Genomic DNA, 16,740 nt, shown 5'->3' on the forward strand with positions numbered 1-16,740 from the left:
GATGTCTCTTTTGTCTGCAAGTATTTACCAAGAAAAAGAGAAAATTTTTACTAAATTTTATTTGCAACTTCATCTTTTAGAAGAGTTTTAGCTTGGACGCAATTTTATCAAGATACTTTTGATTAATCTCAGCACAAAGGCATCTTTAACAGACTCTACAAAGGGCCTGCCATTAATGTAGCTTGCACTGTTTCCCCAATAGACTGAGCTAAAGACCAAGATGTTTCTACCTGTCCCAAAGGTTCCATTGGAATTAAAATACTGACGCCCACCCACGGAGTGCGTTGCTTACGCCACTGTGCTAATTGATCCGCTACAAACCAGTGAAAAGGCGATGAATTTCCGCCGTCTGGCATGGCATACCATTGCAAGACAGCAAAAGTTTGTTGTGGCGTGGAGGCGCGAAAGAACCTAGCTTCTACTTGAGTTTTGACATTAGAAGCCAACTTGGCAGGTGGTTTCACACTAAATTCAGCAGAACGAGATTGAGCTACATCCCATTTTCCCCAACGCGATCTTCCCCAGCCGTTAACGTCTGTCCACTCTACCTCTGGTTGATCCATAGGCCCATTTTGCGGTAACAAAAGTAGAATTGCCTGGGATTCAGAGCCTTCTTTTTTAATTATCTGCAAAGACCATTGATGTTCGCCAATTTGTTGTTGTGCTTGTTCAATGGTTTGCCAACCAGGAAGGGTTAACCCAGTCTTGTGGATCTGTTTTAATTGTCTGAGGGTAGTAACAGGGGGTGGCTGTTTCCATTGCCAGTGTCCTGTCAGGTATCCGGGAATCCCTGCAATTGCCAGTAGTAGTAGCAATAACAAGAGTGCTGCTACTTGACTCAATTGGTTTTCCTTGAAAAACTTGGAGAAGGAAGTCATCAATAAAATTTGCAATACTTAGGCAAAATTTTACTTTATAAAACCACATTGTGAGTTCAGTAATATTTAGGACTTACGTATAAGTGATGAAAAATTAAGGACGTGGGCAGTGTGGAGATGGATAAGCAGAGAGCAAGAGAAAAGAGTTTTCCCATCTGTCCCCGCACCTCAGCCTCTTCTTCAATCCCCAATCCCCAGTTCAACTTTCTGCTTCTTGCTGAGTTTCTGGAGATGTCGAGAAATAGTTATTAATCCAATTCAGTAAGGGTACTAATGACACCAGCATACAAGCAGAGTAAAGATCGCCACCCCAACCCTCATGTAGCCATTTAAAGGCAGCTTCTTGTCCTGTGCCGTGAAAGAAAGTCAGTAAAGTATTACGAATGATATTGGCACTAGTACTAACGATCGCAGCAATACATAAAAACAATATAGTTGTGCGACGCGAAGATAAAGCATCTGTCCAATAAAGCAGCATCAAACCGACGTAAAGAGTAGTAAACAACATTTTCAGCCCCGCACAATAGGGAGCAACTTCTACAATCCGTCCTCCCACATAGAGATTTATCTCATATACAGTCACTTCCATCCCAAATTGATTCAGTATAAAGCCTGCTGTACCAGCAATGAAGCTTTGGAGAGGCGAGGTATAGGGAGCAATGAGATAGGGTAATGCTGTTGGGGTTGCCAAAAATACTAGTAACAGGGGGAATCCTTGCAATCGCAAACCTGATATTCCCTTAAACCACAAGCATAATCCTACTAATATAACGGGCAAGGAAAGGTTAACCCACTCTGTAACACCGCTAAGATAAAAAACTGTTCCTAATAACAAGAAAACAGCACCCAAAGGATGGATGGTATCTGGCAAACGTCTCCACTTTTTTCGGTTCATCCAGCCCAGATAAGCCGCGAATGGTAGACCAATAATCCCGTGGCTGAAATATTCGTGTTCTGTACTAATATTTTTGTGCAGCCAACCATCCAACCAGTGTAGCAATATCGGAGCATAAAGCAGCAGCAAAACGCCTAAAATAGCTAGATTTAACAAGCCTGATGCATTTATGTTTTTAACCTGTTGCCGGAGTGCCATGATTTTAAGTAATTCAAAAACTTTCAGTATTTCAGGTGGGAAATGGGGAAGATGGGGGAGATGAGAGACATGAGGGAGAAATCAATTCAAAATTACGCTCTCTACGTTCGCGCAGCATATCGCAGACAGAATTCAAAATTAAAGAACTTCTGCCTTCTCTTTCCCAATGCCCCATGCTCAGTTCCCTACTCCCTGTTTTGCATTGAATCAACTTCAAACTACCACACTGTTAAGACCAGCAGGAGATATGTTGTCTGCTTTTTGAATCATTGGGACTTCTAGGGCGGAGTTATCGAGTCCTAACCAATCAGCAGAAGATAGGTTATCTGTCTTATAACTTGCTGAAACTGCATTAGCGATCGCACTTACAACTTCTTTAACTTGGCTACTGCTCAAACCAGGATACATCGGTAATGATAATATTTGCTGTGATAACTTCTCTGCTTGGGGAAAATCTCCCGGCTGATAGCCTAAGTTGCTAAATGCTGGCTGGAGATGACAAGGAATTGGGTAATGAATGCCAGTTTGAATCCCTGCTGCTGTGAGTTTTTCCTGGAGTTGCTGGCGTTCTATTGGGCAAGAATCATCAACTTTAATCACGTAAAGATGATACACATGTCCTGTATCACTTTGGTTTTCTATAGGGATAATCCCAGCAGTGGCCAAGGGTGCTAGTTCTCGATCATACTGCTGGGCAATAGTCAAGCGATCACGATTCCACTGTGGCAAATATGGTAATTTTTTGTGTAAAATCGCTGCTTGCAAAGTATCCAAGCGGCTATTTGTACCTGGTTCAGTATGAAAATACTTCTGTGATGCACCATAATTTCGCAAGCGCACCATCTTCTGGGCTACATCCAAATCCCGTGTCAGCAGCATTCCTCCATCTCCAAATGCTCCCAAATTTTTGCTGGGATAGAAACTAAAAGCTGCTCCTATTCCTACTGAACCTGCATGATATCCGTCTCTTTGAGCGAGATGCGCTTGGGCGGCATCTTCAAAAATTAGTAGTTTGTAGGTATCGGCAAAATTAATTAAATCATTTGGTGATACCATCTGCCCATAGAGATGCACAGGGATAATGGCTTTAGTCTGAGGTGTAATTGCCTTTGCTGCGGATTCTAAATCAATTAAAGCTGTTTGGCGATCGCAATCTACCAAAATGGGCTTGGCACCAGCGCGTAGCACCCCGATTAAGGTTGCGATAAAAGTGTTTGCTGGTAAAATTACTTCATCACCAGCACCAATATTACAGGCTTGTAATCCCAGAGCGATCGCATCTGTTCCTGATGCAACACCAACCCCGTAAGCTGCTCCAGACACTACGGCAAATGCTGCTTCAAAATCTGAGAGTGCTTGCCCTAAAATAAAGTCTCCCCGTTCCAATACAGATTGAATTGCATCTTGCAATTGCGTTTGAATTGGTTCATGTTGTAATTTCAAATCTACAAAAGGAACTCTAATAGTCATTTTATTCATTACCAGTTGTCCTCAACAAATATTTTCTTGTATGCCAAAAATAAAACTGCCCGCCTAATTTTCGGTGTGAAATTGTAATAGATTTAATCTATTGGATCGGGACTTAGATCAACTATCTAGTAGACTATGGGTAATTCCAAATCATCCCCTATTGATTTGATTCCTCTAAGTTACCATCAGACTTATTCCCAAACTGCCACTCCAACTTCACTCAAAATGCAAAAAGCTTTTCAACTAAGCTTTTGACTAATTTTGTAGCTTGCTTTCCCATAGAAATATCCTTGTTCTATTTACGTCATCCTGTACTAGGATTATCATTTCTTGGTGCTAGATGTTATCGGTAAAAGTGGCTATATATAATTACACTAGTATGGTAGTTATTTTAAGTAAATTTACCTTAAATATGCCAGTAAAAGTTTTCGCTTATATAGATCGAGAATGACACCGCCTTTGCATTCTGTCTCTAGGATTAGCTTACCCTAGCTGACTCAAAATCTAACGCAGCCTGATTGCAAAATCTCAAGCAATAAAGACTACACCAGCGATCAACAAAGAACATTCAGCACCAGTAATTAGTAACTAGCGGACACACTTCGTCGGCTTAATGGCAGGGATAAAAAATTTTTGCCCTAAATTTGTTTGTCAGAGGCAAAATTAGGGAATGCTTAAAAATAGCAATTGATAACCTAGAAATAGAGCTTATATCAATTACAGAATCGAGAAATTATTAAGGTAGCAGTGGCAATGATAGAGCCTGAAAACAAATTATTTGCCCTAAAGGATGGTTGGGATTCTCATGAATCAAGAGAACAACAACGCCTCAAAGCTTTGTCAGATTTAGGTTTGCGGCAACCAGAAACGATTCCGGTTTTTGAAGAAGCCACACAGACTGCTGCCCACTTTTTGGAAGCACCAATTTCCATATTGGGATTTGTGGATCAAGAACGCCACTGGTTCAAGTCGTCGGTGGGCTTATCTAGACTAGGATTAATGAATCATTTGGCACAAAGCCGCCAACTGTCACGCCGGGAATCCTTTTGCACTCAGGTAGTAGAGAGTTTACAAATATTTGTAATTAATGATACACATAAACTTACAGATCCAGTACTTGCTAGCAGCAAGCTAGTGCAAGATTATGGTATTCGTGCTTACTTAGGAGCGCCACTGATAGATGCTGAGGGGCATTGTTTGGGTGCATTGGCGGTGATGGATTTAGTCCCACGCAATTTTACAAACCGAGACATTGAGTTTTTACAAATCATCGCTCGTTGGAGCATGAGTGAATTTGAGCGTAACCGGCTCCTGCAAGGGAAACTCGAATCAAGCACTCCCAAAAACGCTCCAATATTTTCACTCAATGACGAACGTAATACTGAGATTAAAATCACCGCATCCCCTAAAGATAACGACTCTATTTCTACCAAGCAACTGAAACTAGAACTTTTGGGTCAGCTAACTCAAGAGTTACGCACGCCCTTAACATCTGTACTCGGTATGGCTAGTGTTTTAGGACGTGAGATTTATGGCCCTCTGACAACTAAGCAGAGAGAATATTTAGAAATCATCCAACACAGTGGTCGGTACTTACTTTCTCTAGTAAACGAAATTACCGAACTAGGAGCTATGGATGAAAACTCAACTGTGCTAAATCTAGCTCCTGTAGATATTGAAATGCTATGCCAACAAGCTATCAATACCCTAGAAGAAGTGGCTAACCGCCGCGAGCAAGATATTCGCCTGTCTATAGAACCGGGACGCAATCGCATTTGGCCTTTAGATAAAGACAAGGTGCGGCAAATCCTCTATCACCTGGTTTTCAGTGTAATTCAACTTTCGGCTACAGGTAGTATTGTTCGCATTCATGTTTCTTACAAGGAAGATACGCTCAATATTACTATTTGGGTTTCCCATCCTTGGCTGGGAGATGGCATCACTGAGGTTGATCCCTATTTTCGGCTCAATTCTTTGTCGCTGTTGGAACTGACAGGTGAGGTTGGAACTTACAATACTCATGCAGAAGGACAAGAGCAACTAGATGCTTCATCAGTAGCAGTGGATAATTCCAAAAATTCAAGTGATTCCCACACAAACTTCTTTGCTACTAGTTCTGGTATAAATTTAGCTAAATCACATGGAAGTCTTTCTCGTGAAAGTTTGGGTCTGTTACTAAGTTGTCAACTGGCAGAATTGCACGGTGGACACATTTTGATTCAAGGTTCGCCAGAATCAGGATATCGTTATGTGCTTTCTTTGCCGCTGCAAGTGGCGACTCCTTCACAAGCAATTAGTGATGTCTAATTTTGGGGATTGGGGATTGGGGATTGGGGACTGGGAAAGACGTATTTTTTATCATAAATCATTAATTTGTAGCGAATTCTCTGCGTGCCTTGGCCCTTGCCTCGATGCTGTGGTAAGGCATACCCCTACGGGGAAGCAAGCTACGCGTAGCCTCTCGTAGAGAAGCGTATCGGCGTTAAAATTTCAACCCTCAATTCGCCACGATTTTACGTAAAGTTGTACTAAGTACATGAAGTAACTTCCTATTGACTGAGGTAGTTCCAAATTAAAAGTAGTGATTAATGGCTAGGAATAAGAGCGCCATTACACGATGTACAATTTCCGTCATTACCTTTTTATAGGGGTATGCATTATGATCAATTCCAAGTTCTGCGTCGGCAGGCTAATTGATCGCAATGTTTTTTATGAATTTAGTCTGGCAACGATTTACTTTATCATCCTTACCGCTCAAAGAATATCTTGCTACCAGTTATGTACACCGCTCTCTGGTGGGACTGTTAAGTTCTTGGCGGCAAACCAGCATCTTGCTCCAGTGGGGAGATGCGATCGCAGCTGCTTTACTCAGCTTAATATATGCTCTTGCACCTTTTGCTTCGAGTACGTTGGTGGGTTTGTTGCTGGTGGCTTGTGTCGGATTTTGGCTGTTGTTGACTCTATCTGATGAAGTAACAACAACAAATGTCTCGTCAGTCACTCCGATTCACTTACTGGTATTGCTCTACTGGGGAGTTGCCACAGTTGCAACAGCATTATCACCAGTAAAAAAGGCGGCACTTAATGACCTGGGTACGTTGACCTTGTATTTGCTACTATTTGCCCTTTGTGCCAGGGTATTAAGGTCGCCTCGCCTCCGGTCTTGGATTATCATTCTTTATCTGCATGTATCGTTAATTGTCAGCGTATATGGGTTGCGACAATGGTTTTTTGGAGCCACAGCACTAGCGACTTGGGTTGACCCAGAATCTCCTCTGTCTAAGACGACAAGAGTCTACAGTTATTTAGGCAATCCCAACTTATTAGCTGGATACCTTTTACCAGCAGTAATTTTTAGCTTAGTGGCAATTTTCGCATGGCAAAGCTGGCTTAAAAAAGCTCTAGCATTAACAATGTTAATTGTCAATACTTCCTGCCTGATTCTGACTTTTAGTCGTGGTGGTTGGATTGGACTAGTGGTAGCATTTTTAGCTGTGATGGCATTGCTAGTTTATTGGAAAAGCGTGGAAATGCCTCGTTTTTGGCGTACTTGGTCACTGCCGATTGTCTTGGGAGGTTTGATTGGGGTATTGCTGCTAGCAGTGATATTTGTAGAGCCAGTGCGCCTGCGAGTATTCAGTATTTTTGCAGACCGTAAAGATAGTAGTAATAATTTTCGCCGAAATGTGTGGGATGCTGTTTTTGAGATGATTCGCGATCGCCCGATTTTCGGCATTGGCCCTGGTCACGGCTCTTTTAATAAAGTTTATCCACTCTACCAACACCCTCGTTACACTGCTTTGAGTGCCTATTCGATATTTTTGGAAGTGACTGTAGAAACTGGCTTTGTTGGTTTAGCCTGTTTTCTCTGGCTAATAATAGTCACATTTAATACGGCATTTTTGCAAGTGCGACGATTGCGACAAGTGAAAAGTGTCGAGGGATTTTGGTTAATTGGAGCGATCGCTATTTTGTTGGGTATGCTAGCTCACGGCACTGTAGATACTGTCTGGTATCGTCCTGAAGTTAATACCCTCTGGTGGCTGATCGTTGCCTTAATTGCTAGCTACTGGACACCTTTAACTCAAAACCAGACAAATTCAACTAATTCAGAACCAGCAGTAAATTAACATAAAGAAGTTGTCAGTTGTTTTCTTACTAGACAACTGACAACTTTTGAATTTTCCATGAATAAACTTAAATTATCTAATCTCTGTAGGTAGTAGCACTTGGGGCATTAGGGTCGCGATAAGCAGTCGCCCGGTCATCACGCTTCTTACCAGCCAAACCACCTAAACCTAAGAGACCAAGCAATCCTAGCCAACCCCAATCAAAATCGTTGCGATCGTCAGTGGTCGTTGTTGGAGCAGTAGTAGTGGCTCCGGTATCATTAGTTGTCTGAGCTTGTGCAGATAGGGATAAGGGTAAAATTCCCATACTCAAGGAGAGAACCCCAGCGCCGATAGCTGCAATGAAATTACTTTTCATAAGTTGTGAAAATTCTTGGTGTGGTCTGAAGTTACCCACCACTGTATCGAGTCTCAACCTTAACAAAATCAATCTGCGGCTATAAACTAGACATTTTCATAACTCACGCTGTAGACATACAACATGGTTTTCACAGCAGTCTGTTTCTCACTCTGGCTGTGGTAGTTTAGCAACACTAAATCCTCAATAACTTTTCATTGCCCGTTGAATGTCACGCTGGTCTTGGCGTCGTTTCAAGTCTTCTCGCTTATCGTGGAGCTTTTTACCTTTGCCAAGGGCTATACTCACTTTTAGCCAGCCTCGTTTGAGATACATTTTCAACGGGATTAAAGTTAAACCCTGCTGTTCGACTTTGCCAATTAGCTTACGGAGTTCTTGACGATGCAATAATAGCTTGCGTGTACGCCGTGGTTCATGATTGAAATATTGTCCACTAGCGTTGTAAGGCGAGATATGCACATTGATCAACCATGCTTCGCCATTGCGAAGCAAAGCATAGCCATCTTGGAGATTGACTTTCCCCGCGCGAATTGACTTCACCTCTGTTCCTGTCAATTCAATTCCAGCCTCGTAAGTTTCTAGAATTTCATACAAATAACGGGCTTGACGGTTGTCGCAAATAACTTTGTAACCTTCGTTCTTGTCGCTCATTGATAATTTTGTGTGCTTTAAATGTACCTAAAAAATTATTTGGATTGGCTTGTAAATTATAGGGTGTATCTTAGAACCGCTATGAATGCTGAACCACATATCACTAATCTAGCTTTTTTAAGTTCACAATTATAGAGTTTTCTCGCAAATTTAAGTTATCGAAACAGAATTCAGGAGTGGAGCCGGAAACATTTCCGTTAACTCTGGTCAGAATATTGATGAGTTGTTACAAATTACAAAGGTCTTTGTGCCTCCCAAGCACGGGTAGTCAAAGGTGAGTTAGACTTCATTAACCTTCCTAAGGATTTAAGATTTTCTTTATAAATCAGCCCTAAAGGCAGTAATTAGCTGATAATCCTGTCATAGTATGAAACATAAGAACACTATTATTGTTTGTGTTCACTAATGGAACATATAGAAGCAAATTTCTGAGTAAAAAAATGCTAGGGGTGTATTATCCATGCCCTTGACGATCCTTGTAGTGGATGATGATTTGGGCACTCGTCTGTCTGTTAGCGACTATCTTGAACTGTCTGGCTACTCGGTGATCACGGCTAATGACGGTCAAGAGGCTTTGTTTATGGTGGATGAGTATCATCCTGATTTGATTGTCACGGATATCGTTATGCCACAGATGAATGGCTATGAACTGGTGCGTCGGGTGCGTCAGCAACCAGTGTTTCGTTTATTGCCTGTAATTTTATTAACGGCACGCACTAAGACCCAAGAAAGAATTCTGGGCTATCAGTCAGGGTGCGATTTATACTTACCCAAGCCTTTTGAACTGGAAGAGTTAGCAGCAGCAATCCGCAATCTTTTGGAGCGATCGCAAATTATCCAATCAGAGTATCGTTTTTCTCATAGAGAGAGTTTGGGTATTTCCGCCTCTACAAAAGCGGGGGATGTCCATAATTCTCTGTCTACTCAGATTCAGAAATCCCATCTGCACTCACCCCTAACTCATAGAGAACAGGAAGTCTTAGAGTTATTAACTCATGGTCTTTCTAATGCCGAAATGGGTCTTCAGCTACACCTGAGTCCTCGAACTGTAGAAAAGTACGTTAGTAGTTTACTGAGAAAAACCTCAACCAGCAACCGAGCAGAATTAGTGCGTTTTGCGATGAAACATGGTCTGGTGGAATAAAAGTTAGGAGTTAAAAGTGAGAAGTGAGGAATTAAAACTCCTCACTCATAACTCCTCACTCATAACTCCTCATTTTCAACTTTTGTCAGCAGACCTTCACAAGCATCGATCAATAAATCAATAACCTGATTAAATCCCTCTTCACCGCCGTAATAGGGATCTGGAACTTCCTTTAGAGTGTGTCGAGAGCAAAACTCGCACATCAAACGCACTTTATGCTGATATTCCTGAGTGCGATCGAGAGTGAGGATATTCTCATAATTTTCTCGATCCATCGCTAAAATCAAATCAAACTCTTGAAAGTCTGACTTTTGAAACTGGCGTGCCCGTCCACGCAGTTTAATTCCCAACTTTGTAGCCGCCGCAGCACTCATACGTCTGTCAGGTGGGCTACCAATGTGATAACTAGATGTCCCAGCAGAGTCACAAAAGATGCGATCGCTCAAGCCCGCCTGCTCAATTAAATGATTCATGATATTTTCTGCCGATGGCGATCGGCAGATGTTACCTAAGCAGACAAACAGTAACTTGTAAGGCATAGATATTATTTGTCCTTTGTCAATAGTCATTTGTCCTTTGTCCAATGACTAATGACTAATGACCAATGACTAAAATCCAGGTAACTCCAACCCACTGGTTAATTCTTCCATACGTTCTCGCATGGTTGCTGTGGATTTGTTGTAGGCTTCTTTCATTGCCACTGCTACAAGATCGGAAAGTACTTCTGCACCTTCTGCTAAAGCTTCTGGAGAAATTTCCACCCGCTTGGGTTCTTGGTTCCCACTGACAATCACCTTTACCAGACCACCGCCAGATTCTCCTTGAATCTCCATTTGCTCCAATTCTTCTTGGAGTCGCTTTGCACCTTCTTGAACTTGCTGCGCTTTCTTAAAAGCTTCAGCCAATTCTTTCATTTTTCCTAGGCCGAAGCCAAATCCCTGTCCTTTTCCTGTCATAATTATTTGTACGCGTGTGCGTTGAATAACAAATCAAATTCAATTATAGATGCGGTAAGTAATTTGACTCTTTTTTTACCAATAATTAATGCTTCATAGAATGGGAGTAGGGAATTGGGCCTTGCACATTGGGCATTGGTTATTAATTCTTCTTCCCCATTCCCCACTCCCCACTCCCCACTTTCTATCCACAAGCACCTTGAAACTCTCCGAGAATTTTGACTTCTGGCTCTAAATTAATAGACCAACGTTCTTGTACTTGATGTTGGATGTGGCGAATGAGACAGAAGATATCACTAGCTTTTGCTCCACCACGGTTAACGATAAAATTAGCATGAAGTAGTGCTACTTGCGCTCCGCCAATTTGGTAGCCTTTGAGGCCAGTTTGTTCAATTAACCAGCCAGCACTGTAAGGTTTGGGATTGCGGAACACACTACCACAACTGGGAAAGTTGTATGGTTGGGTGCTTAACCGATGCTTTTTGTGTTGTTTGGTGATTGCTACAACTGCTGCTGGGTCGGCACCTGGGGCAAGTTGTAAGGTGGCTTGGGTGACGATGCGATCGCCACCTTGCAATAATGAAGTCCGGTAGCTATAACCTAATTGATCGGGGGTAAGAGTTTCTAGCGTCCCATCAGGTGAAAGTACTTGGGCACTAACTAACATATCTGCAATACAGCGATTATGTGCCCCCGCATTCATTACTACTGCACCCCCAGCTGTTCCAGGGATGCCAACAGCCCACTCCAAACCTTCCCATCCTAATTCCGCTGCTGTCCATGCCAAACTAGGAATTGATTCTCCAGCAGCAACGGTTAATTGACCTGTCTTTGGGTCAAAGTGACTGAAGCGGAGATGACGAGTCGCAATAACTAAGCCTAATATACCACCATCGCTTACCAGCAAGTTAGAACCTGCTCCCAGCGTTGTCACCTTTAAATCACGTTCTTTTGCGTATTTAAGACTTGCTTGCAGTGCTTCTACATTTCGAGGGGAAACGTACAATTGTGCTTCTCCGCCAACTCTATAGGAAGTGAAGGCTGACAAAGAAGCCTGAGACTTGATTGCACAATCAGTATTGGGTAAGTAAATTACTTCACTCTCCACCGAATTAGCTGTTTGCTGTTTCTTTGTATCCAAAGAAGAAACTGTGCAGACGTTTCCAGCGGCCTGGGAAATGGTCATTTTTACTTTTTTTTGGTAAAATTTTTACATTTATTTACCGCAAAGATACGGTAATGGAGTTAACCTATGAAACCGTTACTAGAGGGGTGCTTTGCTCAGAAATAAAACTTCGCAAAGTCTCCGCTTTAGGATGTGGCTTTAGCTGGCTCACAAAGTGTTGTAATTACTTCAGGAATCACCTGGTTCAAGTTTCCAGCCCCCAAAAACAACGCCAAGTCTCCTGGGCGTAGTGTTTGTAGCAAGTATTCACACACTGCGGGTAAAGTTGGTTGATAAACGACAGGAGAATGCTGTTTAGCAATCTCTGCGGCCAGACTTTCACCACTAATTTGCCCTAAATTTGGTTCACCGGCACTGTAAATATCAGTCAGCACAACCAAATCAGCATGTGCAAAAGACTTGGCAAATTCTTCTAAAAAGGTGAGTGTACGGCTATAGCGATGAGGTTGGAAGATGGCAACCACTCTTTGCCCTGGTCTTGCCTGTAAACGGGCTGCGGCGAGAGTAACGCGAATCTCGCTCGGATGATGGGCATAGTCATCGATGAAGGTAATGCCATTGACTTCACCTCGGAACTCAAAGCGTCGTCTTGCTCCTTCAAAGGTGGCGATACCTTTGGCAATTGCTCCAAATTCTAAACCCAAGGCGCGACCAACAGCCACGGCGGCTAAGGCATTGCTGAGATTATGCCGACTGAGCAGCCGCAATGTCAATACGCCCAAAGCTTTGCCTCTTTCCCAAACTAAAGCTGTGGTACCATCAGCCCGATAATCAATATTGGTGACGGTGTAATCAGCGTTGGTATCTGAGTGTAAGCTGTAGGTAATTGTGGGTTGTAAGCGATCGCGCACTGTCGCACAGTCAATGCTACCTATCAAGGTTTTACAACTCTTAGCAAATGTCTGGAAGATGTCAATGACTTCTTCTAATGTATCGTAGTGGTCAGGATGATCGAGTTCAATATTGGTAATGATGCCAATTTCAGGAGCGTGTTTTACTAGGGAACCATCTGATTCATCTGCCTCGGCTACCAAATATTGGCTTTGTCCCAGTCGAGCATTACCAGACCATGCATTGACTTCGCCACCTACTAAAATTGTTGGGTCTAGGCCTGCTTCCAAAAGCATATAGCCAATCATGCTACTAGTTGTGGTTTTGCCGTGTGTTCCTGCCACTGCAATGCTGTAGTACTCGGCAATTAGAGCTGCTAGTACATCTGAACGATGTAAAATTGGACAACCTAATTCCAGCGCTGCTTTGTATTCTAAATTATTAGTGTTAATTGCTGTTGAACAAATGACTTGAGGCAATTTCGAGTTAGTCTCAGGAGTTAATTGTTCTTGTGAATTTAATACTACTGCATTAGCCAATACTTGAGGTCGAAAGAATTCAAGATTGCTTGCCTCTTGTTTACCAAAAATATGAGCGCCGATAGATTCTAACTTGTGCGTAATATGGTTTGGACGAAGATCCGAACCTGATACTGGAAATTGACGCTTTGTGAGAACGTATGCCAGAGCAGACATACCTATGCCACCAATGCCAATGAAATGAAATGGTCTACCACTAAAATCTACAAAATTAGTCATTTATTGCTCCTTTTACACCACACCACACCATAATCACAAATGACACGCGTATCATAACAGGAATTTGATTTTTACCGTAACTACTCCTGTATCATGTTCATGTTTGATGTCCAAATGATATTTCTGCTCTGGTTTTCTTTGTTCAGAATGATTTTACCTTGGTTGGAGGTTTTTGCTATTTTTGAACTGTTCTTAAGATTATTCTGAAAATTTTGGCCGCATCGGGAAAGAAATTCTTGTAATGTCAAATACATAAATTTGGCTGCCTTACTGTAATTGGCTACATAATACATTGTTTAGTGAAACTGATTTGAAATTGCATCAAGTTTAGGCGTGAATTGAGTAAAATAGTACATTGGTAACGAAACTATTTTCCAATTGCATAAAACCCAGGCATAACTGGATGCAGCAACTAGCAATTTTTGGTGGCACATTCGATCCAATTCATTGGGGACACCTGCTTGTAGCCGAGACAGCTTTGCATCAAGTATGCCTTGAAAAGGTAATTTGGGTGCCATCCCTAAATCCTCCTCACAAAGAAGCAGCTTTGTTTGAGCATCGTTTGCAAATGCTGCAATTAGCCATAAAAGATAACCCAGCGTTTACTGTCTCACTAGTGGAGACAAATCGCTCTGGGACTTCTTATGCCATTAACACCCTGATTGACTTATCTGCCTGTTACCCAAACACTCACTGGTACTGGATTGTCGGCTTAGATACTTTCCAAACCTTACCCCGTTGGCATCGTGGACACGAACTAGCACAAATGTGTGATTGGTTAATCGCACCCCGACTGCTAGGTGGTGAGACTATAACTCAAAGCAAATTAATCTGCAAGCAAGTAGAGCAACAACTCACAGAGCAGTCTTCTACCATTCACTGGCAACTCTTGAATATACCTTTAGTAGGAGTTTCGTCAAGTCTAATTCGCAAATTTCGCCGCGAACACCAGTCAATTCGTTATTTAGTACCGGAATCGGTCAGATCATATATCACTAACAACAATCTCTACTCTCACAAATCTGAATAAATTATGTGTTTTTTTATTGATCTAACACTTTATGGTTATAAGTGCCCCCCCCCTTTGCGATATGATTGGGGTCAACGATATCAACATATAAGCATAAATACAGAGGGCAAGGTACTGTGATTAGAGTTGCAATCAACGGTTTCGGGCGGATTGGACGTAACTTTGCGCGTTGTTGGGTGGGTAGAGAGAATAGTCAAATCGATCTTGTCGCGATTAATGACACGTCAGACCCCAGAACTAATGCTCACCTGCTCAAGTATGACTCAATGCTAGGGAAGATCAAAGGTGCTGAGATTAGTGCCGACGATAACTCTATCATCGTTAACGGCAAGACCATTAAGTGCGTATCCGATCGCAATCCCGAAAACTTGCCCTGGAGAGATTGGGGAATTGACCTAATTATCGAAGCAACCGGGGTGTTTACTAGCAAAGAAGGGGCGCTGAAGCATGTGAATGCTGGAGCCAAGAAAGTTCTGATTACCGCTCCTGGTAAAAACGAGGATGGCACTTTTGTGGTTGGTGTGAATCATCACGACTATGACCACAACGTACACAACATTATCAGTAACGCTAGCTGTACTACCAACTGCTTGGCACCAATCGCCAAGGTGTTGAACGATAAGTTCGGCATCATCAAAGGTACGATGACCACCACCCACAGCTATACAGGCGATCAGCGCTTGCTAGACGCTTCTCACCGGGATTTGCGACGGGCGAGGGCCGCAGCGATAAACATTGTACCCACCTCCACTGGTGCAGCGAAAGCAGTGGCGCTAGTTATCCCAGACCTGAAAGGCAAGCTAAATGGCGTTGCCTTACGCGTACCAACCCCGAACGTCTCAATGGTAGATTTCGTAGTGCAGGTTGAAAAGCGTACTATTACTGAAGAAGTTAACCAAGCTCTCAAAGATGCTGCCGAAGGCCCACTTAAAGGTATTTTGGCTTACAGCGATCTAGAACTGGTATCGTCTGATTATCAAGGTCACGACGCTTCTTCGATTGTTGATGCTAGCTTGACTTTGGTCTTAGGTAATGACTTAGTAAAAGTTATGGCATGGTATGACAACGAGTGGGGTTACAGCCAACGAGTTTTGGATTTGGCAGAATTAGTAGCCGAGAAGTGGCAATAAATCAGTCATCAGTCATTAGTCATTAGTCATTGGAAGAATGACAAAGGACAAAGGACTATTGACCAAAATGTTGAAATCCCTGGCTAAGATTCAGAACTTGGTCAGGGAATTTTTTTTGCTCGTCGTGCAATATTACTGTCGATCCGGCTGTAATGCTACCTGCGATCGCAGCACCTTCTCCAAGATGTTGCACTAAGGCTGATGCTAATTCTTGTGGTAAACACAGCACTAATTCAAAGTCTTCGCCACCATATAGAGCATATTTTAACGCTTGCTCTGGTGGCAACCAATGATTAAAAGTTTTTGGTACGGGAATTTGTCTGTGTTCTAAAACAGCGCCAACACCACTGGCGCGGCAAATTTGGATAATTGCATCTGCCAAACCATCGCTGCTATCCATACCAGCTACAGGAATTTTAGATTTTAGGTCGCACCTTTGGTGCGCTTCCAGCGCAACTGGGATTTGGGATTGGGAATTTAAAATTTTCCAGAGGATGGGTAAGACATCTAATCGTGGTTGTGGACGTTGATGTGCGCGGATTAGAGCCGTGCGTTCTGCATCTTTGAGGTTTTGTCCTAATTCGGGATGCAAGAGGAGTTCTAAGCCAGCGTGGGAAGCTCCATGAACGCCTGTAACAACAATCGCATCCCCGATCGCAGCAGCAGAACGGCGGATAATTTGACTAGGGTTAACTTGACCAAAAGCGGTAATTGCCAGAGTAGTAACAGGCGATCGCACCACATCACCCCCAACAATTAGGGTATTGTATTTTTGCAGGCATTCTGTCATTCCCTGGTACAAGCGTTCTACCCAACTTACCCTAAGTTCACCGGGGAGTCCTAACCCGACAGTGATTCCTAATGGAGAAGCACCCATTGCAGCTAAATCTGATAAGTTGGCAGCAGCAGCTCGCCAACCAGCATCTTCTGGGGAAGTGGTGAGGTTGCTAAAATGTACGCCATCAACCAGCACATCTGTAGTCACTACTAAAGATTGCCCTGGTGCAGTCTCAAGTACTGCGGCATCATCGCCGATAATTTCTGCGGGACAAAAACGCTGTAATTTTTCTAGAAGACTTTGTTCGCCAATATCTTTAACTTTTGTCATTGGTCATTTGTCATTTG

Annotated in this window: 15 protein-coding genes; 5 read left to right on the forward strand and 10 right to left on the reverse strand. The window is 42.7% G+C overall.

Annotation, left to right across the window (positions count from 1 at the left end; translation table 11 throughout):
- Positions 1–155: 155 nt before the first annotated feature.
- The 3 genes from V7L31_RS04650 to V7L31_RS04660 all read right to left on the reverse strand — a co-directional run bounded on the left by V7L31_RS04650 (position 156) and on the right by V7L31_RS04660 (position 3,450).
- Positions 156–878: a cyanoexosortase B system-associated protein gene (locus tag V7L31_RS04650; RefSeq protein ID WP_334695161.1), complete on the reverse strand. Its 723-nt coding sequence runs from the start codon at positions 876–878 to the stop codon at positions 156–158.
- A gap of 199 nt (positions 879–1,077) precedes the next feature.
- Positions 1,078–1,971, reverse strand: a complete 894-nt coding sequence (gene crtB / locus V7L31_RS04655) for a cyanoexosortase B (protein ID WP_334695162.1) — start codon at positions 1,969–1,971, stop codon at positions 1,078–1,080.
- A 213-nt stretch (positions 1,972–2,184) separates the two neighbouring features.
- Positions 2,185–3,450 (reverse strand): DegT/DnrJ/EryC1/StrS family aminotransferase, encoded by a 1,266-nt coding sequence (locus tag V7L31_RS04660; RefSeq protein WP_334695163.1) that lies wholly within the window; start codon positions 3,448–3,450, stop codon positions 2,185–2,187.
- Between the two features lie 744 nt (positions 3,451–4,194).
- On the opposite strand from V7L31_RS04660, the gene V7L31_RS04665 reads away from it, so the two are divergent.
- Together V7L31_RS04665 and V7L31_RS04670 are read left to right on the forward strand one after the other, a co-directional pair.
- Positions 4,195–5,748: a GAF domain-containing sensor histidine kinase gene (locus V7L31_RS04665; protein ID WP_334695164.1), complete on the forward strand. Its 1,554-nt coding sequence runs from the start codon at positions 4,195–4,197 to the stop codon at positions 5,746–5,748.
- A gap of 404 nt (positions 5,749–6,152) precedes the next feature.
- The gene (locus tag V7L31_RS04670; protein ID WP_334695165.1) at positions 6,153–7,571 is read left to right on the forward strand and encodes an IctB family putative bicarbonate transporter; all 1,419 of its coding nucleotides are present in this window, start codon (positions 6,153–6,155) and stop codon (positions 7,569–7,571) included.
- 76 nt (positions 7,572–7,647) lie between these two features.
- On the opposite strand, the gene V7L31_RS04675 is transcribed toward V7L31_RS04670, so the two are convergent.
- Together V7L31_RS04675 and smpB are read right to left on the reverse strand one after the other, a co-directional pair.
- Complete coding sequence (locus tag V7L31_RS04675) at positions 7,648–7,929, reverse strand: WGxxGxxG family protein (RefSeq protein WP_334695166.1); 282 nt, start codon at positions 7,927–7,929, stop codon at positions 7,648–7,650.
- 183 nt (positions 7,930–8,112) lie between these two features.
- Positions 8,113–8,580, reverse strand: a complete 468-nt coding sequence (gene smpB / locus V7L31_RS04680; RefSeq protein ID WP_094349892.1) for an SsrA-binding protein SmpB — start codon at positions 8,578–8,580, stop codon at positions 8,113–8,115.
- A gap of 460 nt (positions 8,581–9,040) precedes the next feature.
- On the opposite strand from smpB, the gene V7L31_RS04685 reads away from it, so the two are divergent.
- Entirely contained in the window at positions 9,041–9,724 is a 684-nt protein-coding gene (locus V7L31_RS04685; protein WP_334695167.1) for a response regulator transcription factor, read from the forward strand.
- Between the two features lie 59 nt (positions 9,725–9,783).
- Here V7L31_RS04685 and V7L31_RS04690 read toward each other — a convergent pair whose 3' ends face one another.
- The 4 genes from V7L31_RS04690 to murC all read right to left on the reverse strand — a co-directional run bounded on the left by V7L31_RS04690 (position 9,784) and on the right by murC (position 13,455).
- Positions 9,784–10,263 carry a low molecular weight protein-tyrosine-phosphatase gene (locus V7L31_RS04690; protein WP_334695268.1) on the reverse strand — a complete coding sequence of 160 codons (480 nt, stop codon included), beginning with the start codon at positions 10,261–10,263 and terminating at the stop codon, positions 9,784–9,786.
- Between the two features lie 69 nt (positions 10,264–10,332).
- The gene (locus tag V7L31_RS04695; protein ID WP_179067011.1) at positions 10,333–10,680 is read right to left on the reverse strand and encodes a YbaB/EbfC family nucleoid-associated protein; all 348 of its coding nucleotides are present in this window, start codon (positions 10,678–10,680) and stop codon (positions 10,333–10,335) included.
- Between the two features lie 184 nt (positions 10,681–10,864).
- A complete protein-coding gene (gene murB, locus V7L31_RS04700) occupies positions 10,865–11,866 on the reverse strand; it encodes a UDP-N-acetylmuramate dehydrogenase (protein WP_334695168.1) in 1,002 nt (333 codons plus the stop codon).
- Between the two features lie 125 nt (positions 11,867–11,991).
- Positions 11,992–13,455, reverse strand: coding sequence for a UDP-N-acetylmuramate--L-alanine ligase (gene murC / locus V7L31_RS04705; protein ID WP_334695169.1), 1,464 nt, complete (start codon positions 13,453–13,455; stop codon positions 11,992–11,994).
- Positions 13,456–13,858: 403 nt separating this feature from the next.
- Between murC and nadD the strand changes: the two genes are divergently transcribed.
- Both nadD and V7L31_RS04715 read left to right on the forward strand, forming a co-directional pair.
- Positions 13,859–14,485 carry a nicotinate (nicotinamide) nucleotide adenylyltransferase gene (gene nadD / locus V7L31_RS04710; RefSeq protein ID WP_334695170.1) on the forward strand — a complete coding sequence of 209 codons (627 nt, stop codon included), beginning with the start codon at positions 13,859–13,861 and terminating at the stop codon, positions 14,483–14,485.
- Positions 14,486–14,601: 116 nt separating this feature from the next.
- On the forward strand, positions 14,602–15,615 hold the full coding sequence (locus V7L31_RS04715; RefSeq protein WP_334695171.1) for a type I glyceraldehyde-3-phosphate dehydrogenase: 1,014 nt from the start codon (positions 14,602–14,604) through the stop codon (positions 15,613–15,615).
- 55 nt (positions 15,616–15,670) lie between these two features.
- On the opposite strand, the gene thiL is transcribed toward V7L31_RS04715, so the two are convergent.
- Positions 15,671–16,723, reverse strand: a complete 1,053-nt coding sequence (thiL, locus tag V7L31_RS04720; RefSeq protein WP_334695172.1) for a thiamine-phosphate kinase — start codon at positions 16,721–16,723, stop codon at positions 15,671–15,673.
- Positions 16,724–16,740 lie beyond the last annotated feature (17 nt).

Source organism: Nostoc sp. (assembly GCF_036916655.1).
Classification (GTDB): Bacteria; Cyanobacteriota; Cyanobacteriia; order Cyanobacteriales; family Nostocaceae; genus Nostoc.

Excerpts from the sequence above, each read along its gene's own strand:
- V7L31_RS04685 (WP_334695167.1), top strand. The coding sequence starts at position 9,041 with ATGCCCTTGACGATCCTTGTAGTGGATGATGATTTGGGCACTCGTCTG.
- crtB (WP_334695162.1), bottom strand. The coding sequence starts at position 1,971 with ATGGCACTCCGGCAACAGGTTAAAAACATAAATGCATCAGGCTTGTTA.
- V7L31_RS04695 (WP_179067011.1), bottom strand. The coding sequence starts at position 10,680 with ATGACAGGAAAAGGACAGGGATTTGGCTTCGGCCTAGGAAAAATGAAA.
- thiL (WP_334695172.1), bottom strand. The coding sequence starts at position 16,723 with ATGACAAAAGTTAAAGATATTGGCGAACAAAGTCTTCTAGAAAAATTA.
- murC (WP_334695169.1), bottom strand. The coding sequence starts at position 13,455 with ATGACTAATTTTGTAGATTTTAGTGGTAGACCATTTCATTTCATTGGC.
- V7L31_RS04650 (WP_334695161.1), bottom strand. The coding sequence starts at position 878 with ATGACTTCCTTCTCCAAGTTTTTCAAGGAAAACCAATTGAGTCAAGTA.
- murB (WP_334695168.1), bottom strand. The coding sequence starts at position 11,866 with ATGACCATTTCCCAGGCCGCTGGAAACGTCTGCACAGTTTCTTCTTTG.
- V7L31_RS04690 (WP_334695268.1), bottom strand. The coding sequence starts at position 10,263 with ATGCCTTACAAGTTACTGTTTGTCTGCTTAGGTAACATCTGCCGATCG.
- V7L31_RS04660 (WP_334695163.1), bottom strand. The coding sequence starts at position 3,450 with ATGAATAAAATGACTATTAGAGTTCCTTTTGTAGATTTGAAATTACAA.
- V7L31_RS04675 (WP_334695166.1), bottom strand. The coding sequence starts at position 7,929 with ATGAAAAGTAATTTCATTGCAGCTATCGGCGCTGGGGTTCTCTCCTTG.
- V7L31_RS04665 (WP_334695164.1), top strand. The coding sequence starts at position 4,195 with ATGATAGAGCCTGAAAACAAATTATTTGCCCTAAAGGATGGTTGGGAT.
- smpB (WP_094349892.1), bottom strand. The coding sequence starts at position 8,580 with ATGAGCGACAAGAACGAAGGTTACAAAGTTATTTGCGACAACCGTCAA.
- nadD (WP_334695170.1), top strand. The coding sequence starts at position 13,859 with ATGCAGCAACTAGCAATTTTTGGTGGCACATTCGATCCAATTCATTGG.
- V7L31_RS04670 (WP_334695165.1), top strand. The coding sequence starts at position 6,153 with ATGAATTTAGTCTGGCAACGATTTACTTTATCATCCTTACCGCTCAAA.